Origin of the sequence: Aeribacillus sp. FSL K6-8210, from assembly GCF_037963925.1 — a bacterium.
GTDB lineage: Bacteria > Bacillota > Bacilli > Bacillales > Aeribacillaceae > Aeribacillus > Aeribacillus composti.
The window spans coordinates 2,346,395-2,363,328 of sequence record NZ_CP150172.1 but is presented as its reverse complement, the minus strand read 5'-3'; the positions used below and the strand labels follow the sequence as shown (position 1 = coordinate 2,363,328).

Here is a 16,934-nt window from a genome sequence, read left to right as displayed (position 1 = left end):
TGACCTTTCTTTTTTTCTTTTGTTTTGAAGGCGACGAAAGAACGGATGTGGTACAATGGTATTAAGCATGACGGGATTTGGCCGCTCGGTAAAAACGGTGCAGCAGATGCAAATAACAGTTGAGATGAGATCGGTCAATCACCGGTTTTGTGAAATCAGCGTGCGGATGCCTAAAAATTTTTTTTCGCTTGAAGAAAAAATAAAGAAAGCCGTACAATCTTATATAAATCGAGGACGTGTGGAATTGTACATCACGGTCAGCGGAGAGGGTCTTTTTTCTAGAACCCTAAACGTTGACTGGTCCCTTGCCGCTCAATACATAGACGCTTTGAACGAAATGAAACGCCGTTTTCATATAGATGATTCCATTCGTTTCATGCACCTTTTGCATGATGAACATATTTTTGAAATTCAAGAGGTTGCGAATGAAAATGAAGAGCTTGAATGTATGATGTTAGAAGCTGTTCATGAAGCGGCCAATCAACTGCTGGAAATGCGGGCTGCAGAAGGAAGCAAGCTAAAAGAAGACTTGCTTGAGCATTTGGAAGCGTTAGAGCAAATCATAGAGCATATTCAATCAAGAGCCAGTATTGTCGCAAGCAACTACAGAGATAAATTGCAAAAGCGTTTATCCGAGTTTATAACAGGGAATATTGATGAGAATAGAATATTGTTGGAAGTGGCAATTTTCGCTGACAAATCGGATATTACGGAAGAATTGACAAGATTAGAAAGCCATTTGAGCCAGTTTCGAAAAACGATCGAAAAAGATGAACCGATAGGGCGGAAGCTTGATTTTATCGTACAAGAGATGAGCCGGGAAGCCAATACGATCGGAGCTAAAGGGAATGATTCGGCCATTTCTGCTTTCGTTGTGGAATTGAAAACTGTTATTGAAAAATTAAAAGAGCAAGTTCAAAATATTGAATAAAGGCTTTTTAGGGGGAAAAATCATGGGAATTAAATTAATTAATATTGGCTTTGGCAACATCGTTTCAGCAAGCCGCATCATTTCCATTGTAAGCCCCGAATCGGCTCCGATAAAGCGGATGATTCAAGATGCAAGAGAACGAGGAATGCTTATTGATGCGACATATGGAAGAAGGACGAGAGCAGTTGTTATAATGGATTCTGACCATATTATATTGTCTGCCGTCCAACCGGAAACAGTTGCTCAAAGGCTTTCCAATAAAGATGAGCTGTCTGATGAAGGGTAGGGTAAATTTGAAATGCAATTAAAGAAAAAAGGTTTGTTAATTGTTTTGTCTGGACCGTCCGGAGTGGGAAAAGGCACTGTTCGCAAAGCGTTGTTTGCACAAAAAGACGTCAATTTTCAATATTCGATCTCAGTGACGACGAGAACCCCACGGGAGGGTGAGAAGGACGGTGTAGATTATTTTTTTAAAACACGCGAACAATTTGAACAGATGATTAAGGAAAACAAACTGCTTGAATGGGCAGAATATGTTGGGAATTATTACGGTACACCCGTTGAATATGTAGAGAAAACACTTGCAGAAGGAAAAGATGTTTTTCTAGAAATTGAAGTTCAAGGGGCTCTTCAAGTTAAAAAGGCATTTCCTGACGGGTTGTTTATATTTTTACTCCCGCCTAGCCTGGAAGAACTGAAAAATCGAATTGTCACGAGAGGAACAGAGTCAGCTGACTTGATCAATAATCGGATGAAAAAAGCAAAAGAAGAAATTGACATGATGGATTATTATGACTATGTTGTTGTTAATGATGAAGTGAATCTTGCCTGTGAAAAAATTAAAGCGATTGTGACTGCTGAACATTGCAGAAGGGAAAGAGTTGCACAAATGTACAAAAAATTTTTGGAGGTTGAGTCTTGATGCTTTATCCATCAATTGATTCCCTATTAAACCGTATCAATTCAAAATATACACTAGTAACTGTAGCAGCAAAAAGAGCGCGGCAAATGCAGCAAAACAATGACCAGCAATTGGAAAACACGGTATCTGTAAAATATGTCGGAAAAGCGCTGGAAGAAATTGATGCAGGGCTGCTTAATTATGAAAAGATTGAGAAATAATAGCTGCTGTCATAACAACCTACTTGATAGGTTGTTATTTTTTTAAAAAGCTGAGAAATAGGAGGAGAACAAAGTGGCACGTCCGAGACGTATTTTATTGTGTGTAACGGGAGGAATAGCGGTTTTCAAGGCTGCAGCTTTGACGAGCAAGCTGACACAGGCGGGTTTTGATGTGAAAGTGATCATGACAGAATCTGCTACGAAATTCGTCACCCCTTTGACGTTTCAAGTACTATCGAGAAATGAAGTGTTTTTAGATACTTTTGATGAAAAAGATGTGAAAGTGATTGCACATATCGATTTAGCCGACTGGGCTGATTTAGTGCTCGTAGCTCCAGCAACTGCCAATATCATTGGGAAACTTGCCTCAGGGATTGCCGATGATATGGTGACAACGACACTGCTGGCGACAACTGCACCGGTTTGGATTGCTCCTGCAATGAATGTACATATGTATGACCATCCGGCTGTAAAACGCAACATTGAAACGCTTGATCGGGACGGCTATCAGTTTATTGAACCGCAAGAAGGACATCTTGCATGCGGTTACGTTGGCAAAGGCCGCCTAGAAGAGCCGGACAAAATCGTTGAACTCATTCAAAACCATTTTTCCGATCAAACGAAGGTACCTTCCGTCTTGAATCAGAAAACAATTATCATTACTGCGGGGCCGACAAGGGAAAAAATAGATCCTGTCCGGTTTTTCTCCAACCATTCAAGCGGAAAAATGGGCTATGCGATCGCCGAGCAGGCGAAGGAGCTTGGAGCGAGCGTAATTTTAATTTCCGGTCCGACTTCTCTTGCGCCGCCGGCCGGGGTGACATTTGTGCCAGTTGAAAGTGCTGAAGAGATGTATCATGAAGTGATGAACCATTTTGACAAAGCCGACATTGTGATTAAATCTGCCGCAGTTTCTGATTATCGGCCGAAACAAACATTTGATCAAAAAATGAAAAAAAAGGACGGCTCATTAGTCATTGAATTGGAACGTACGGAAGACATTTTAAAAAGACTCGGCGAGAAGAAAGGAACAAAATTGCTGGTAGGATTTGCGGCGGAAACGGAAAATGTTGAACAATATGCGCTGCATAAGCTGAATGAAAAGAACTTGGATTTAATTGTCGCCAACAATGTAAATGAACCAGGAGCAGGATTTCAAAAGGATACAAATATAGTGACGATTTTTCATAGAAACGGAGAAAAGAAGGCGTATCCGCTTATGTCTAAAAAAGAAGTGGCAGATGCAATTTTAAGAGAAATTGAAAAGCTTTTGAAAGGTGAATAGATAATGCGGTATGCAAGCGTTGTTGTGGATGTCCCGGCAAAAGGCACGGACAAGCTATTTGACTACGAAATTCCAAATAAATTCGCTGGCGTAATCCAGCCTGGCATGAGGGTCATCGTTCCTTTCGGCTCCCGCAAGCTTACTGGATTTGTCGTTCAGTTAAAAAATGAAACAGATATTGACCATGTGAAACCGATCCATTCGCTTTTTGATCCGGAACCGGTATTAAATCATGAACTGTTAGAGCTTGGCGCATGGCTTAGTGAAACGACTCTTTGCTATAAAATCACCGCTTTTCAGGCAATGCTTCCGGCTGCGATGAAAACGAGGTACATAAAAGAAATCAAGCCATCGAGCTCCGCTCAATTGGAGGATTTGCCTGAAGAGATCAGGACTGCTTTCGAAAAAGGAGGGCCGCTTTCATGGGAGGATTTACCTTCATCGCTTGTCGCCGTCGTTCAAAAGGAGATTCGTAATGGGAATTTGCAAATCGATTATCGTGTCGAACAAAAGCAAAAAAAACGGCTTGTGAAATATGTAAAGCCTCTTTTGCCGGTTCGTGAGCTTGAAGAACAGCTTCAGCATTTGCCAGCTCGCGCCCATAAACAGAAAGAGGTTATTCAATTTTTTATTGATCATCCTAATCCGATTTTATTAACGGAGTTGACGAACAGCATACAAGGAGCTTCAATTGCCGTCAAAGCGTTAATTAAAAAAGGTATTTTGACAGAGGAGCAAGTAGAAATTTACAGAGATCCTTATGAGCATAAACAGTTTCCGAGAACGAAGCCTTTACCGTTAACTGACGAACAAAAACGTGCAATGGATCCGATTTTAGACAAGCTGAATCGACACGAGCACGAAGTATTTTTAATGTATGGGGTCACGGGAAGCGGCAAAACGGAAATTTATTTGCAAGCGATCGAGAAGGTATTGAATGAAGGAAAAGAAGCGATCGTGCTAGTACCTGAAATATCGTTGACTCCTCAAATGGTTCAGCGGTTTAAAAGCAGATTTGGCAGTCAGGTTGCTGTTCTTCATAGCGGGTTGTCCAGCGGGGAAAAGTTCGATGAATGGCGGAAAATTTACCGGAAAGAAGCGAAGCTTGTCGTCGGGGCGAGATCAGCAATTTTTGCCCCGTTTCAAAATATCGGCATCATTATTATTGATGAAGAGCATGAAACTAGCTATAAACAGGAGGAAAGTCCTCGGTATCATGCAAGGGACGTTGCCATTTACAGAGGGAAATATCATCAATGTCCAGTCATTTTAGGAAGCGCCACTCCGACGCTTGAATCATTTGCGAGAGCACAAAAAGGCGTTTATACGTTGTTAACTTTAAAAGAACGCGTCAACCGCCGTCCTCTGCCGGAAGTCCATATTGTCGACATGCGGGAGGAGCTGAGAAACGGCAACCGATCGATGTTTTCAAGAACGTTGTTTGAAAAGCTGACAGATCGCTTGAAGAAAGGAGAGCAATCTGTACTTTTATTAAACAAGCGCGGCTATTCTTCCTTCGTCATGTGCAGAAATTGCGGACATGTCATAGGATGTCCTCATTGCGATATTTCCCTTACTTATCATCGGCATGGGGAAAAGCTAAAATGCCACTATTGCCAATTCGAAACAGCCATGCCGTCTCGATGCCCAGAATGTGGAAGCGAGCATATTCGCTTTTTCGGAACAGGAACTCAGCGTATCGAGGAAGAGCTCAACAGGCTTATCCCGGAAGCGCGTGTCATACGGATGGATGTCGACACGACCAGCCGTAAAGGAATGCATGAAAAGCTTTTAAACGCATTCGGCGAAAAAAAAGCAGACATCCTGCTTGGAACACAAATGATTGCAAAAGGATTGGACTTCCCTGATGTCACATTGGTCGGAGTGCTTTCGGCTGACACGATGCTCCATCTTCCTGATTTCCGGTCTGGAGAAAAAACGTTTCAATTATTAACGCAAGTAAGCGGAAGAGCAGGCCGGCATGAGCTTCCGGGGGAAGTGGTGATTCAAACTTATACGCCTGAGCATTACTCCATTCAATTGGCAAGCTTGCATGATTTTGAAACATTTTATCGACAGGAAATGAAAATGAGAAAATCTTTTGCCTATCCGCCCTATTATTTTCTCATTCTCATTACCGTTTCCCATCCAAATGCGATAAAAGCAGCTGAAGTAACGGAGAAAATTGGACAATATTTAAAGCTTCATTTATCAAATGAGGCGCAGATCCTCGGTCCTGTCAGTTCGCCAATACCGAAGATGAAAGATAGATATCGATTTCAATGCATGATAAAATACAAACGGGAAAAAAACTTGTATAATTCACTGAAATTATTGTTCGAGCATTATGAAGAGGACATGTCGCAAACGGATTTAAAATTGATGATTGATCTAAATCCGTATACCATTCTATAAATTGGTTATGTAAATTGTTAGCATCATATCTAGTTTTTAGATGTCGATGAGTTGGAAACAATAGAAGGGAGATATGTATGGCGAAAATTATATTTATGGGCACGCCTGACTTTGCTGTACCAGTGCTAAATCGAATCGTAAAAGACGGTCATGACGTTTGTGCGGTTGTCACACAGCCAGACCGCCCGAAAGGAAGAAAAAAACAATTGACGCCTCCGCCTGTAAAAGTGGCTGCAGAACAACATAACATTCCAGTGTTTCAACCTGAAAAAATCCGTCACAAAGAAGAAATAGAAAAAATTTTGGCGTTAAAACCCGACTTAATTGTAACGGCTGCTTTTGGTCAAATTTTGCCAAAAGAGATTTTGGACGCACCGAAATATGGCTGTATAAATGTACATGCTTCTCTTTTGCCTGAACTGCGTGGCGGAGCACCCATTCATTATGCCATCATGCAAGGCAAAAAGAAGACGGGAGTTACGATCATGTATATGGTGGAAAAACTGGATGCCGGAGATATTTTAACACAAGTCGAAGTTCCAATTGATGAAAGGGATACGGTTGCTACATTGCACGACAAATTGAGCGAAGCAGGCGCCAATCTTTTATCACAAACGATACCGAAAATTTTAGAAAACAGTATAACTCCAATTCCGCAAGATGAAACGAAAGCCACATTTGCCTGGAATATTCAAAGGGAACAGGAAAAAATCGATTGGACGAAAAGCGGTGAAGAGGTGTACAACCACATTCGCGGGTTAAATCCTTGGCCAGTTGCCTACACGGTTTTGAACGGAAAGACGATTAAAATTTGGTGGGGAGAAAAAGTGAAGAAAGAACACCAAGCAGAGCCTGGAACAATTGTTTCCGTCGACAAGGACGGTTTCGTTGTTGCAACAGGAAATGACGTTTCCATTAAAATTATTGAGCTTCAGCCGTCCGGAAAGAAAAAAATGAGCTGCGAGCAATTTTTAAGAGGAACGCAAATTGAAATAGGGATGACATTCGAATGAAAAAACGAAATGCAAGAGAACTAGCAATGGATTTACTAGTGGCCATCGAAGAAAAACAAGCATACAGCAACCTGCTGCTAAATACATGGATTGATAAATATAAATTGGAGCAAAAAGATGCTGCTTTATTGACAGAGCTTGTCTATGGAACCATCCAGCGGAAGCTGACTCTTGATTACTATTTATCGCATTTTCTAGAGAAAAAGAAAAAAATTAGCAATTGGGTGATCCAGCTTTTAAGAATATCGCTTTATCAAATGGTGTATTTAGATCGGATTCCTGACCGCGCGGTTCTTTATGAGGCAGTGGAAATCGCCAAAAAGAGAGGACATAAAGGGATTGCGGCTCTAGTAAACGGTGTTTTGCGAAATATACAACGAAAGGGCCTCCCTACCATTAAAGATATACAAGATCCGATTGAGCGTACAGCGGTAAAGACAAGCGCTCCGAAATGGCTTGTCGAACGGCTTGCGAGTCAATACGGGTTTGAGACTGCGGAAAATATATTATCCTCGCAGCTTTTGCATGCTAAACAGACAGCTAGAGTGAACAAGCTGAAAACGACAGTTCCTCAGGCGATCGCTGCTTTGGAAAAAGAAGGAATAAAGGCGGTAAAGGGAAAGCTGGTTGATGAGGCCATCGAAGCTGTAAAAGGAAATTTAGCGAATACGAGCCTCTATCAAAAAGGTTGGTTCACCATTCAAGATGAAAGCTCGATGCTCGTCTCGCTAGCTTTACATGTAAAAGAAGGAGAGCAAATTTTGGATGCATGTGCAGCTCCGGGAGGGAAGTCAACTCATATTGCAGAGCTTTTGAATAATACGGGTAAAGTCGTCTCCCTAGATTTGCACGAGCATAAAATCCAGCTCATCGAAAAACAAGCATCAAGGCTTGGGCTCTTGAATGTAAACGCAAAAGTGCTGGACAGCCGCAACGCCTCGGAGTATTTTCCGCCAAACAGCTTCGACAAAATTTTAGTGGATGCACCGTGCAGCGGATTCGGTGTCATAAGAAAAAAACCGGAAATAAAATATACGAAAACAGAAGAAGATATTCTTTCTTTAACATCAGTGCAAAAAAAGATATTAGCTTCCGTAGCTGATTTGGTGAAGCCTGGAGGTTTGCTTGTTTATAGCACTTGCACAATAGATAAACAAGAAAATGAGGAGATGATAAAATATTTTTTAAAGGAGCATGATGACTTTCAATTAGATGAGACGTTAAAAGATCGAATGCCGGAAAAAGTTCGACAATACGTCGAAAACGGCTTTGTGCAAATTTTGCCGCAATATTTCAATACCGACGGATTTTTTATCGCGGCTTTGAGAAGGAAGGTACAATGATGGACAAGATGCAAGTAAAACCATCTATTTATTCGTTAAAATATTCCGATTTAAAAGAATGGCTTGAACAACAAGGCGAAAAAAGCTTTCGAGCAGCACAAATTTTTGATTGGCTGTATAAAAAACGCGCTGCCTCTTTCGATAAAATGACCAATTTGCCAAAGTCATTGAAGGAAGCATTGGCGGAGCATTTCGATTTGACAACATTGAAAACAATTGTTAAGCAAACGTCAAAAGACGGCACGATGAAATTTTTGTTTGAGCTCCATGACGGCTATTCCATTGAAACGGTGTTAATGAGGCATAATTACGGAAACTCAGTATGTGTGACAACACAAGTTGGCTGCCGAATCGGGTGCACCTTTTGCGCTTCCACATTAGGTGGATTAAAACGAAATTTATCTGCGGGGGAAATTGTAGCTCAAGTCATAAAAGTTCAGCAAATATTAGATGAAATCGGCGAACGAGTCAGCCATGTCGTCATAATGGGGATTGGAGAGCCTTTTGACAACTATGAAGAAATGATGTCATTTTTAAAAATCATCAACGACGAAAAAGGATTGAACATTGGCGCCCGCCACATTACTGTTTCAACGAGCGGAATTATCCCTAAAATTTATCAATTTGCTGATGAAAATTTACAAATCAATTTAGCTATTTCCCTCCATGCACCGAATACAGAACTGCGCACAAAGCTAATGCCGATCAATAAAGCTTTTAAGCTTCCTGATTTAATGAAGGCAGTCAAATATTATATTGACAAAACAGGGCGGCGAATTTCATTTGAATACGGACTGTTTGGAGGCGTAAATGATCAAGTGGAGCACGCACTCGAGCTTGCTGAGCTAATAAAAGATTTAAAATGCCACGTGAATTTAATTCCAGTCAACTATGTTCCGGAGCGGAATTATGTTCGCACGAGCAAAAATCAAATTTTTCGATTTGAACGGACATTAAAGGAACAAGGGATTAATGTCACGATCCGAAGAGAACATGGACACGATATTGATGCAGCTTGCGGACAGTTAAGGGCAAAAGAGCGAAAAATAGAGACGAGGTGAATAAATGAAAACCGCTGTTTTTACTGACAAAGGAAAGGTCAGAACCCATAATGAAGACGCCGCAAGTGCCATTCTTAACCGACACGGGCAAATTTTAGCTGTCGTGGCTGACGGAATGGGTGGCCACCTCGCAGGCGATGTCGCAAGCAGAATGACGATCGAGCATTTTGAAAAAAGCTGGAACGAAGCGGAAAAAATGGAACATCCCGAGCAGGCGGAGAGCTGGATAAACGATCATATTGCCGAAGTCAACGAAGAACTTTTGACATATGCGAATGAACATAAGGAATGTAAAGGAATGGGCACGACGTTTGTCGGCGCCATCTGTACTGAAAGCTTTGCTACAATCGCCCACATTGGCGACAGCCGATGCTATTTGTTAAATAAAGCCGGTTTTGCTCAAATTACCGATGATCATTCATTAGTGAACGAGCTTGTGAAATCGGGACAAATTTCAAAAGAGGATGCGAAAGAGCATCCGCGAAAAAACATTTTATTGAAAGCTCTCGGCACAGAACAATCTGTCGATGCAGATATTAAAACAGTCGTCCTAGAAGTAAACGATTATTTGCTTCTTTGTTCTGACGGTTTATCGAATAAAGTGCAGGAACATGAAATGGAATCAATTTTATCATCCGACCAATCACTGGAAGAAAAAGCGAAGGAATTAATACGGCTAGCAAATGAAAACGGCGGCGATGACAATATTTCTGTCATTATTTATAAACATGTCATCAGCCGCGAGAGTGATGGAACATGCTGATCGGCAAGCGGATTAGCGGCCGTTACAAAATTTTGAAAGTGATTGGCGGAGGAGGAATGGCAAACGTTTATTTAGCAAGAGACATTATTTTAGAACGCGACGTTGCCATTAAAATTTTACGACTAGATTTTTCAGATGATGATGAGTTTATACGAAGATTTAGGAGAGAGGCACAATCGGCAACAAGCCTTGCTCATCCGAATATCGTCAGCATTTACGATGTCGGCGAAGAAGATAACATTTACTACATCGTGATGGAGTATGTGGAAGGCAAGACGTTAAAGCAGTACATCCAGCAAAATGCACCTTTGCATCCTAGAGAAGCATTAAATTTAATGGAGCAAATCGTATCAGCCATTACTCACGCACACGAAAATCAAATTGTCCATAGAGATATAAAGCCGCACAATATACTTATTGACAACCTCGGGAACATTAAAGTGACCGATTTTGGGATTGCTATGGCTCTGACATCAACAACCATTACCCACACTAATTCCGTGCTGGGCTCTGTACATTATTTGTCGCCTGAACAAGCGAGAGGTCAGATTGCAACAAAAAAATCTGACATTTATTCGCTCGGCATCGTCCTGTATGAAATGCTGACAGGCAGGCTCCCTTTTGACGGGGAATCGGCCGTATCAATCGCTTTAAAGCATTTGCAATCAGAAGCTCCGTCTCCAAAGAGATGGAACCCTGAGATCCCCCAAAGCGTCGAAAATATTATTTTAAAGGCGATGGCGAAAGACCCTCTTCACCGTTATTCCTCTGCGGAAGAAATGGGAGAAGATATTCGCACTGCCTTTAATACAGACAGATTAGATGAAAAGAAATTTGAAATACCTGATAACGACGAAAAAACGATCACCCATCCGATTGTTTTACATGATATACCTGAAACTGGGGAACAAACAATCATTCATCATGCAAAGGATCGGCAGCCGTCGGGAGCAGAAAAGGAACAAAAGCATGAAAATATTGTAAGCCCTAAGAAAAAAAGAAAATGGCTGAAAATGTTATGGATGGCGACAGCTGTAGTCATCATAGCCATCATTTTAGCACTTCTCGTTCTTCCTAAACTAATCCTTCCAAAAGATGTAGAAGTGCCTGATGTGAGAGGGAAAACATATGAGGAAGCTGTCAACCAATTGCTGAAGGAAGGATTTGATATCAAAGACACGATTTTGCTGGAAAACGATGAAATTGAAGAAGGATATGTCATAAGGACAGAACCAGAAGCAGGAGAAATGGTAGAAGAAGGTTCTTCTATTATCATTTATGAAAGTGCAGGCAAGAAAAAGGTAACGCTTGATAATTATATCGGGAAGGATATCGAAAGAGTAAGACAGCTCCTTGAAGTAAAAGGATTTTCCAACATTACAGTATTGGAAGAATACAGCAGCGAAGAGGAAGGAACTGTCATTGATCAATCTCCGAGTGAGGGAGCAGAGCTCATTCCTGATGAAGATGAAATTACATTAACCGTGAGCAAAGGACCGAGAAAAATCACGCTTGCAGATTTAACGGGATACACAGAAGAAGCTGTTAAGGACTATGTGGAAAAAGAAGGTTTATCTTTTTCAAAGAAAGAAGAACATTCCGATGAAGTTCCTGCCGGTCAAGTGATTTCCCAATCACCGAGTGCAGGAAAAAAAGTGCTTCCAGGTGAAAAAATAGAAGTGGTTATTTCCTTAGGTCCGGAAGAAAAGCCGGACAAAAAAGTCGTCCGTGAAGTAGAGATCCCGTTTGATCCCGAAATTCACGGCGAAGAAGCGGAAGTGGGTATTTATATCAATGATGCTGAGCATTCTATCGGTGAACCTTATGAAACATTTAAAATATCAAAGCCTACCAAAAAGAAAATTGAGCTGACGATTCAACCTGGTCAATCCGCTTATTATCAAGTTTTGCTGAATAATGAAGTGGTGAAAACTGAAACAGTTCCTTATCCTGGAAATTAATGAAAAAGGAGGTCATGTATGCCAAAAGGCAAAATTGTTAAAGCGTTAAGCGGATTTTATTACGTATTAGCTGAAAATAAGCTTTATCAATGCAGGGGAAGAGGGGTGTTTCGAAAAAATAAAATTTCCCCTCTAGTAGGAGATGAAGTTATTTTTCAGGCGGAAAATGAAAAAGAAGGCTATATTCTAGAAATTTTGCAAAGAAAGAATGAATTGATCCGTCCGCCCATTTCAAACATTGATCAAGGGATCTTAGTTTTTTCCGCTGTAAGTCCAGATTTTAGCGCCAAGCTGCTGGATCGCTTTTTGGTGTTAATGGAAGCCAAAAACATTCGCCCGATCATTTGTATTACAAAAATGGACTTAATTGCAGATCATGTAATAGATGAAAAAATTCGTCAGTTTGCCAAAGATTATGAAAAAATTGGCTATCCTGTCTTTTTGATGACTACAAAAGAGCCTGAAACAGTTAAACAGGTCATTCCTTATTTAAAAGACAGCATTTCAGTGATTGCCGGGCAATCTGGAGTTGGCAAATCCTCCATGTTGAACTGCCTGGATCACCGTTTGCAATTGAAGACAGGAGAAATTTCCGATCATTTGGGGAGAGGAAAGCATACAACGAGACATGTAGAGCTCATTTCATTGGGAGGGGGACTAGTCGCCGATACGCCCGGATTTAGTTCGCTGGAGTTTACGGGTATAGAAGCTGCTGACTTGCCGAATTGCTTTCCAGAGATAAAAGAATTTAGCATTCAATGTAAATTTCGAGGCTGTCTCCATCAGAAGGAGCCAAAATGCGCCGTTAAAGAAGCGGTTGAAAATGGCGATATTTCCTCCTACAGATACGAACATTATCTTCAATTTTTAGAAGAGATAAAAGAAAGAAAGCCGAGGTATTGAACATGGTTAAAATTGCACCTTCGATTTTATCCGCAGATTTTTCTAGATTGGCAGAAGAAATTATTGATGTGGAAAAAGGAGGAGCGGATTACATTCATGTTGACGTGATGGACGGCCACTTTGTGCCGAATATTACGATCGGTCCGCTCATTGTGCAAGCGATCCGCCCAGTGACCAAGCTGCCGCTTGATGTTCATTTAATGATTGAACAGCCTGATCGTTATATTCCTGCTTTTGTTGAAGCAGGAGCCGACTTGTTGTCCGTTCATGCGGAAGCCTGCCCGCATCTTCATCGAACGATCCATTTAATCAAATCGAATGGAGTGAAAGCAGGTGTTGTTTTAAATCCACATACTCCTGTATCGATGATCGAGCATGTAATAGAAGATGTTGATCTCGTGCTTTTGATGACGGTTAACCCTGGATTTGGCGGACAAGCGTTTATTCCATCAGTCATCAAAAAAATTCAGCAAGTTTCCAGTATCTTAAAAGAAAGAAATTTGCAAGTTGAGATCGAAGTGGACGGCGGCATCAACGCTGAAACAGCCAAATTGTGTGTGGAAGCTGGAGCAAATGTGCTTGTGGCAGGATCAGCCATTTATAATGAAAAAGATCGCAAACAAGCGATCAAATCTATAAGAGGAATGTGAAAGAACCGTTTATATGCGGTTCTTTTCACATTTAAAGGAAAAAATTTTTCATTTTTATGTTGATTCTTCAATAGATGTCAAGTACTTTTTTATTTTTTTCATGCATAAAGATATTGTAAGAAAAGTTGATGAAGACGTTCTAATTAGTATCTAAAATACGGATGATGAATATGCTACTTATAGACGTTTTTTAGATTTCTCATGGGGAGGGTAAATATAAATGAGATTTTATACAATTAAGCTTCCGAGGTTTTTAGGAGGAATTATACGGGCAATGCTCGGTTCATTTAAGAAAGATTAAAGAAGCACCTATCAAGGTGCTTTCTGCTTGTAGACAAAGCCAAATGGTGTGAACTCTACAAGCTTTTTTTATACCAAATTATATTGTGGGGATTTACCATTCTGTTAGAATGTTCGGCTTCAACTGGAAAAAATAATAGAGGATCCCGATTAAGTGCATGTTGCCTTCGTTTTTAGCAAACTGTCAACAAATACAGTAAATGGCAGGGGTTTTTGTCTTCAATATTAAAAAGCTGCCTCATTTTTCTTCCATCTTTTTTGTGTAAAAAAGAATTTTTTTAATTTAAAGTAGACTTTATGCGGTTGATTTTGTGTATGCCGAAAGGAACACGGATCGCGCTGAAGAAAGGCAAACTGTTTGAGAAAGTGGAATGTATTCCGATCGTTAATATGTAGTAAATAACCTATGTAGTTTTTTTAGCAGTTTGAAAAAATTTCATGTTAAAGTGGATTTTAAAGTTGCAGGATTCGCCTAAAAAGAAGAATGTGCTTGAAGAAATGTGACATTGGGAGTGCTTCAAAAGGTGAATAAAGAGTATTGAAACAAAACGGGCAGAAGATTGTTAAAGCGCCGATTTTTTAAACGCTTATTTTCGAAATACTTTTGATCAGAAGATATCGGGATTCGCCGATTTCTTCTGATCATAATCCAACCTATTGTCGTCTAACTTTTGTTTTATACACGCTCAACTTTTCCAGATTTAAGAGCACGTGCAGAAACGTATACACGTTTTGGCTTTCCATTCACAAGAATTCGCACTTTTTGAAGGTTCGCTCCCCATTTGCGTCTTGAAGCGTTCATAGCGTGAGAGCGCGTATTGCCAAAGCTTGTTTTTTTGCCAGTAATCACGCATTTACGAGCCATTTCTATACCTCCTAACTTGCAAGGAAATTGCTATTTTGACAATGTTTCAAGATACTATAATAATGTAACATACACCCTTGATCATTGCAATATAAATTCACCTCACTTTCAAGAATTTACGCTTGACATCATCATGTATTAATGCTCTTATTATGTAGGGAGCCATGACATTTCTTTAAATCCAAATCATCATATAGTAAAATGTTTGTAATGAACGTATGCTAAAGGAGGAACTCGAATGTCCATCGAATTAAAAACGAAATATGGCCAGATCGAAATTTCGAATGATGTAGTCGCACAAGTTGCCGGCGGTGCAGCTGTTGATTGTTACGGAATTGTCGGAATGGCTTCCAAAAATCAAATTAAAGACGGACTCTCAGAAATTTTACGGCGAGAAAATTTCAGCCGTGGAGTGATCGTCCGCCAAGAACAAGAGAGCGTTCATATTGATATGTATATTATTGTCAGCTATGGAACAAAAATATCAGAAGTTGCTCATAATGTTCAAACAAAAGTGAAATATACATTAAATCAAATTCTTGGATTATCTGTCGATTCGATTAACATATATGTGCAAGGGGTTCGTGTAACGAATCCGTAGAGAAGGAGGAAACATTTGTGGCCAATACTTTGCTTGATGGGAAGCGCTTTGCGGAAATGGTGATTCAAGGAGCGAATCATCTATCTAATAATGCGAAAGTGGTGGATGCGTTAAACGTTTTTCCTGTTCCGGATGGTGATACGGGAACAAATATGAATTTATCCATCACAGCTGGAGCAAAAGAAGTACAAAAACATGTTTCATCAAATATCGGTTCTGTAGCTGGAGCATTTGCAAAAGGTCTGTTAATGGGCGCGCGTGGAAATTCTGGGGTTATTTTATCCCAGCTTTTTCGTGGGTTTGCAAAAGCGGTTGAAGGAAAAGAATCGATCAATGCGGATGAATTTGCTAAAGCTTTTCAAGCAGGTGTTGATACTGCCTATAAAGCTGTTATGAAGCCTGTTGAAGGGACTATTTTAACGGTTGCAAAAGATGCTGCGAAAAAAGCTGTTAAAACAGCTAAATCAACCGATGATCTGACAATTGTTATGGAAGAAGTGGTAAAAGAAGCAAAGGAGTCATTAAAGAGAACGCCTGAGCTTCTGCCTGTCCTAAAAGAAGTAGGCGTTGTGGACAGCGGTGGACAAGGACTTGTATTTATTTACGAGGGATTTTTGGCAGAATTAAAGGGAGAGAAAATTTCCGAATCCCCTAAGCTTCCTTCGATGGACAAACTGGTAAGTGCAGAGCATCATAAAAATGCACAAAGTCATATTAATACAGAAGATATTAAATATGGATATTGTACAGAATTTATGGTTCGGTTTGAAAAAGAAAAAGAGCCGTTTTCTGAAAAGAAATTTCGCGAAGATTTATCCCGGTTCGGAGATTCGCTTTTAGTAATTGCCGATGATGAACTTGTCAAAGTACATATCCACTCTGAACAGCCTGGCGAGGTATTGACATACGGGCAGCGCTACGGTAGCTTATTGAATATGAAAATTGAAAACATGCGCGAGCAGCATAGTACAATTGTCAATAATCAAACGGAAAATGTACTATCTACTGAACCGACGGCACCCAAAAATGAAAAGTACGGAATTATCGCGGTTGCCATGGGCTCGGGAATTTCCGATCTTTTTACATCAATTGGTGCAACAAAAATTATTGAAGGCGGCCAGACGATGAATCCAAGTACGGAAGATTTTGTAAAGGCTGTCGAACAGTTGAACGCAGAGAATATTATTATTTTGCCGAACAATTCCAATATCATTTTGGCAGCCAATCAAGCGGCACAAATAACTGATAAAAATATAAGAGTCATTGAAACGAAAAGCGTTCCTCAAGGATTATCCGCCCTGCTGGCTTTCAATCCTGAACTCGGTTTAGAGGAAAACGTAAAGGCGATGGAGGAAGCAAGCAGGAATGTGAAAACAGGACAAGTCACATATGCTGTAAGGGATACAAGTATTGACGGACTTGCGATAGAAAAAGGAGACTTCATGGGGATTTACGAGAAAACCATCGTCGCAAAAGATAAAAGCAAGCTTGAAGCTGCCAAAAAATTGTTGGATCAAATGATCGATGAAGAGGATGAAATATTGACGATTCTCCAAGGAGAAGATGCATCCGAAAACGAAGTAGACCAATTAGTCCAACATGTTGAAAATCATTATGAACATATCGAAATTGAGGTTCATAATGGAAATCAGCCATTATATTCTTATATTTTTTCAGTTGAGTAGAGCAGGAGGGCTTCGGCCTTCCTCTTTTTATTTCAC

Annotated in this window: 17 protein-coding genes; 16 read left to right on the top strand and 1 reads right to left on the bottom strand. The window is 40.4% G+C overall.

The window, feature by feature from the left end; genetic code table 11:
• The first annotated feature begins 55 nt into the window (after nucleotides 1-55).
• The 14 genes from NSQ41_RS11290 (at nucleotide 56) to spoVM (ending at nucleotide 13,748) form a co-directional block, all read left to right on the top strand.
• Complete coding sequence (locus NSQ41_RS11290; protein ID WP_339192956.1) at nucleotides 56-931, top strand: YicC/YloC family endoribonuclease; 876 nt, start codon at nucleotides 56-58, stop codon at nucleotides 929-931.
• Between the two features lie 22 nt (nucleotides 932-953).
• Nucleotides 954-1,217, top strand: coding sequence for a DUF370 domain-containing protein (locus NSQ41_RS11285; protein ID WP_063388456.1), 264 nt, complete (start codon nucleotides 954-956; stop codon nucleotides 1,215-1,217).
• A gap of 12 nt (nucleotides 1,218-1,229) precedes the next feature.
• Nucleotides 1,230-1,853 (top strand): guanylate kinase, encoded by a 624-nt coding sequence (gmk, locus tag NSQ41_RS11280; RefSeq protein ID WP_063388455.1) that lies wholly within the window; start codon nucleotides 1,230-1,232, stop codon nucleotides 1,851-1,853.
• Nucleotides 1,853-2,053, top strand: coding sequence for a DNA-directed RNA polymerase subunit omega (rpoZ, locus tag NSQ41_RS11275; RefSeq protein WP_063388646.1), 201 nt, complete (start codon nucleotides 1,853-1,855; stop codon nucleotides 2,051-2,053). Before gmk ends, rpoZ begins: the two co-directional genes overlap by 1 nt.
• A 73-nt stretch (nucleotides 2,054-2,126) precedes the next feature.
• On the top strand, nucleotides 2,127-3,338 hold the full coding sequence (coaBC, locus tag NSQ41_RS11270) for a bifunctional phosphopantothenoylcysteine decarboxylase/phosphopantothenate--cysteine ligase CoaBC (protein WP_339209954.1): 1,212 nt from the start codon (nucleotides 2,127-2,129) through the stop codon (nucleotides 3,336-3,338).
• A gap of 3 nt (nucleotides 3,339-3,341) precedes the next feature.
• Nucleotides 3,342-5,753 (top strand): primosomal protein N', encoded by a 2,412-nt coding sequence (gene priA, locus NSQ41_RS11265; protein WP_339209953.1) that lies wholly within the window; start codon nucleotides 3,342-3,344, stop codon nucleotides 5,751-5,753.
• Between the two features lie 77 nt (nucleotides 5,754-5,830).
• Nucleotides 5,831-6,766 carry a methionyl-tRNA formyltransferase gene (fmt, locus tag NSQ41_RS11260; protein ID WP_063388452.1) on the top strand — a complete coding sequence of 312 codons (936 nt, stop codon included), beginning with the start codon at nucleotides 5,831-5,833 and terminating at the stop codon, nucleotides 6,764-6,766.
• Nucleotides 6,763-8,109 carry a 16S rRNA (cytosine(967)-C(5))-methyltransferase RsmB gene (gene rsmB / locus NSQ41_RS11255; RefSeq protein ID WP_339209950.1) on the top strand — a complete coding sequence of 449 codons (1,347 nt, stop codon included), beginning with the start codon at nucleotides 6,763-6,765 and terminating at the stop codon, nucleotides 8,107-8,109. The genes fmt and rsmB overlap by 4 nt, the downstream gene beginning before the upstream one ends.
• Nucleotides 8,109-9,170: a 23S rRNA (adenine(2503)-C(2))-methyltransferase RlmN gene (gene rlmN / locus NSQ41_RS11250; RefSeq protein WP_339209948.1), complete on the top strand. Its 1,062-nt coding sequence runs from the start codon at nucleotides 8,109-8,111 to the stop codon at nucleotides 9,168-9,170. Before rsmB ends, rlmN begins: the two co-directional genes overlap by 1 nt.
• A 4-nt stretch (nucleotides 9,171-9,174) precedes the next feature.
• Nucleotides 9,175-9,933, top strand: coding sequence for a Stp1/IreP family PP2C-type Ser/Thr phosphatase (locus NSQ41_RS11245; RefSeq protein ID WP_339196590.1), 759 nt, complete (start codon nucleotides 9,175-9,177; stop codon nucleotides 9,931-9,933).
• Nucleotides 9,927-11,894, top strand: a complete 1,968-nt coding sequence (gene pknB / locus NSQ41_RS11240) for a Stk1 family PASTA domain-containing Ser/Thr kinase (RefSeq protein ID WP_339209947.1) — start codon at nucleotides 9,927-9,929, stop codon at nucleotides 11,892-11,894. Before NSQ41_RS11245 ends, pknB begins: the two co-directional genes overlap by 7 nt.
• A gap of 18 nt (nucleotides 11,895-11,912) precedes the next feature.
• Nucleotides 11,913-12,797 (top strand): ribosome small subunit-dependent GTPase A, encoded by an 885-nt coding sequence (rsgA, locus tag NSQ41_RS11235; RefSeq protein ID WP_339209945.1) that lies wholly within the window; start codon nucleotides 11,913-11,915, stop codon nucleotides 12,795-12,797.
• Nucleotides 12,798-12,799: 2 nt separating this feature from the next.
• Entirely contained in the window at nucleotides 12,800-13,447 is a 648-nt protein-coding gene (gene rpe / locus NSQ41_RS11230; protein ID WP_063388446.1) for a ribulose-phosphate 3-epimerase, read from the top strand.
• A gap of 220 nt (nucleotides 13,448-13,667) precedes the next feature.
• Nucleotides 13,668-13,748 carry a stage V sporulation protein SpoVM gene (gene spoVM, locus NSQ41_RS11225; RefSeq protein WP_063388445.1) on the top strand — a complete coding sequence of 27 codons (81 nt, stop codon included), beginning with the start codon at nucleotides 13,668-13,670 and terminating at the stop codon, nucleotides 13,746-13,748.
• Between the two features lie 675 nt (nucleotides 13,749-14,423).
• Here spoVM and rpmB read toward each other — a convergent pair.
• Nucleotides 14,424-14,612 (bottom strand): 50S ribosomal protein L28, encoded by a 189-nt coding sequence (gene rpmB, locus NSQ41_RS11220; protein ID WP_063388444.1) that lies wholly within the window; start codon nucleotides 14,610-14,612, stop codon nucleotides 14,424-14,426.
• A 238-nt stretch (nucleotides 14,613-14,850) separates the two neighbouring features.
• Here rpmB and NSQ41_RS11215 point away from each other — a divergent pair, with 238 nt between their 5' ends.
• Together NSQ41_RS11215 and NSQ41_RS11210 are read left to right on the top strand one after the other, a co-directional pair.
• A complete protein-coding gene (locus tag NSQ41_RS11215) occupies nucleotides 14,851-15,213 on the top strand; it encodes an Asp23/Gls24 family envelope stress response protein (protein ID WP_063388443.1) in 363 nt (120 codons plus the stop codon).
• A gap of 17 nt (nucleotides 15,214-15,230) precedes the next feature.
• Nucleotides 15,231-16,898 carry a DAK2 domain-containing protein gene (locus NSQ41_RS11210; RefSeq protein WP_339209943.1) on the top strand — a complete coding sequence of 556 codons (1,668 nt, stop codon included), beginning with the start codon at nucleotides 15,231-15,233 and terminating at the stop codon, nucleotides 16,896-16,898.
• Nucleotides 16,899-16,934: the final 36 nt, after the last annotated feature.

Bases quoted from the DNA above. Each gene is read 5' to 3' on its own strand.
- rlmN (WP_339209948.1), top strand. From the start codon at position 8,109: ATGGACAAGATGCAAGTAAAACCATCTATTTATTCGTTAAAATATTCC.
- rpe (WP_063388446.1), top strand. From the start codon at position 12,800: ATGGTTAAAATTGCACCTTCGATTTTATCCGCAGATTTTTCTAGATTG.
- fmt (WP_063388452.1), top strand. From the start codon at position 5,831: ATGGCGAAAATTATATTTATGGGCACGCCTGACTTTGCTGTACCAGTG.
- spoVM (WP_063388445.1), top strand. From the start codon at position 13,668: ATGAGATTTTATACAATTAAGCTTCCGAGGTTTTTAGGAGGAATTATA.
- gmk (WP_063388455.1), top strand. From the start codon at position 1,230: ATGCAATTAAAGAAAAAAGGTTTGTTAATTGTTTTGTCTGGACCGTCC.
- NSQ41_RS11215 (WP_063388443.1), top strand. From the start codon at position 14,851: ATGTCCATCGAATTAAAAACGAAATATGGCCAGATCGAAATTTCGAAT.
- rpoZ (WP_063388646.1), top strand. From the start codon at position 1,853: ATGCTTTATCCATCAATTGATTCCCTATTAAACCGTATCAATTCAAAA.
- priA (WP_339209953.1), top strand. From the start codon at position 3,342: ATGCGGTATGCAAGCGTTGTTGTGGATGTCCCGGCAAAAGGCACGGAC.
- NSQ41_RS11245 (WP_339196590.1), top strand. From the start codon at position 9,175: ATGAAAACCGCTGTTTTTACTGACAAAGGAAAGGTCAGAACCCATAAT.
- NSQ41_RS11285 (WP_063388456.1), top strand. From the start codon at position 954: ATGGGAATTAAATTAATTAATATTGGCTTTGGCAACATCGTTTCAGCA.
- rpmB (WP_063388444.1), bottom strand. From the start codon at position 14,612: ATGGCTCGTAAATGCGTGATTACTGGCAAAAAAACAAGCTTTGGCAAT.
- NSQ41_RS11290 (WP_339192956.1), top strand. From the start codon at position 56: ATGGTATTAAGCATGACGGGATTTGGCCGCTCGGTAAAAACGGTGCAG.
- pknB (WP_339209947.1), top strand. From the start codon at position 9,927: ATGCTGATCGGCAAGCGGATTAGCGGCCGTTACAAAATTTTGAAAGTG.
- rsmB (WP_339209950.1), top strand. From the start codon at position 6,763: ATGAAAAAACGAAATGCAAGAGAACTAGCAATGGATTTACTAGTGGCC.
- rsgA (WP_339209945.1), top strand. From the start codon at position 11,913: ATGCCAAAAGGCAAAATTGTTAAAGCGTTAAGCGGATTTTATTACGTA.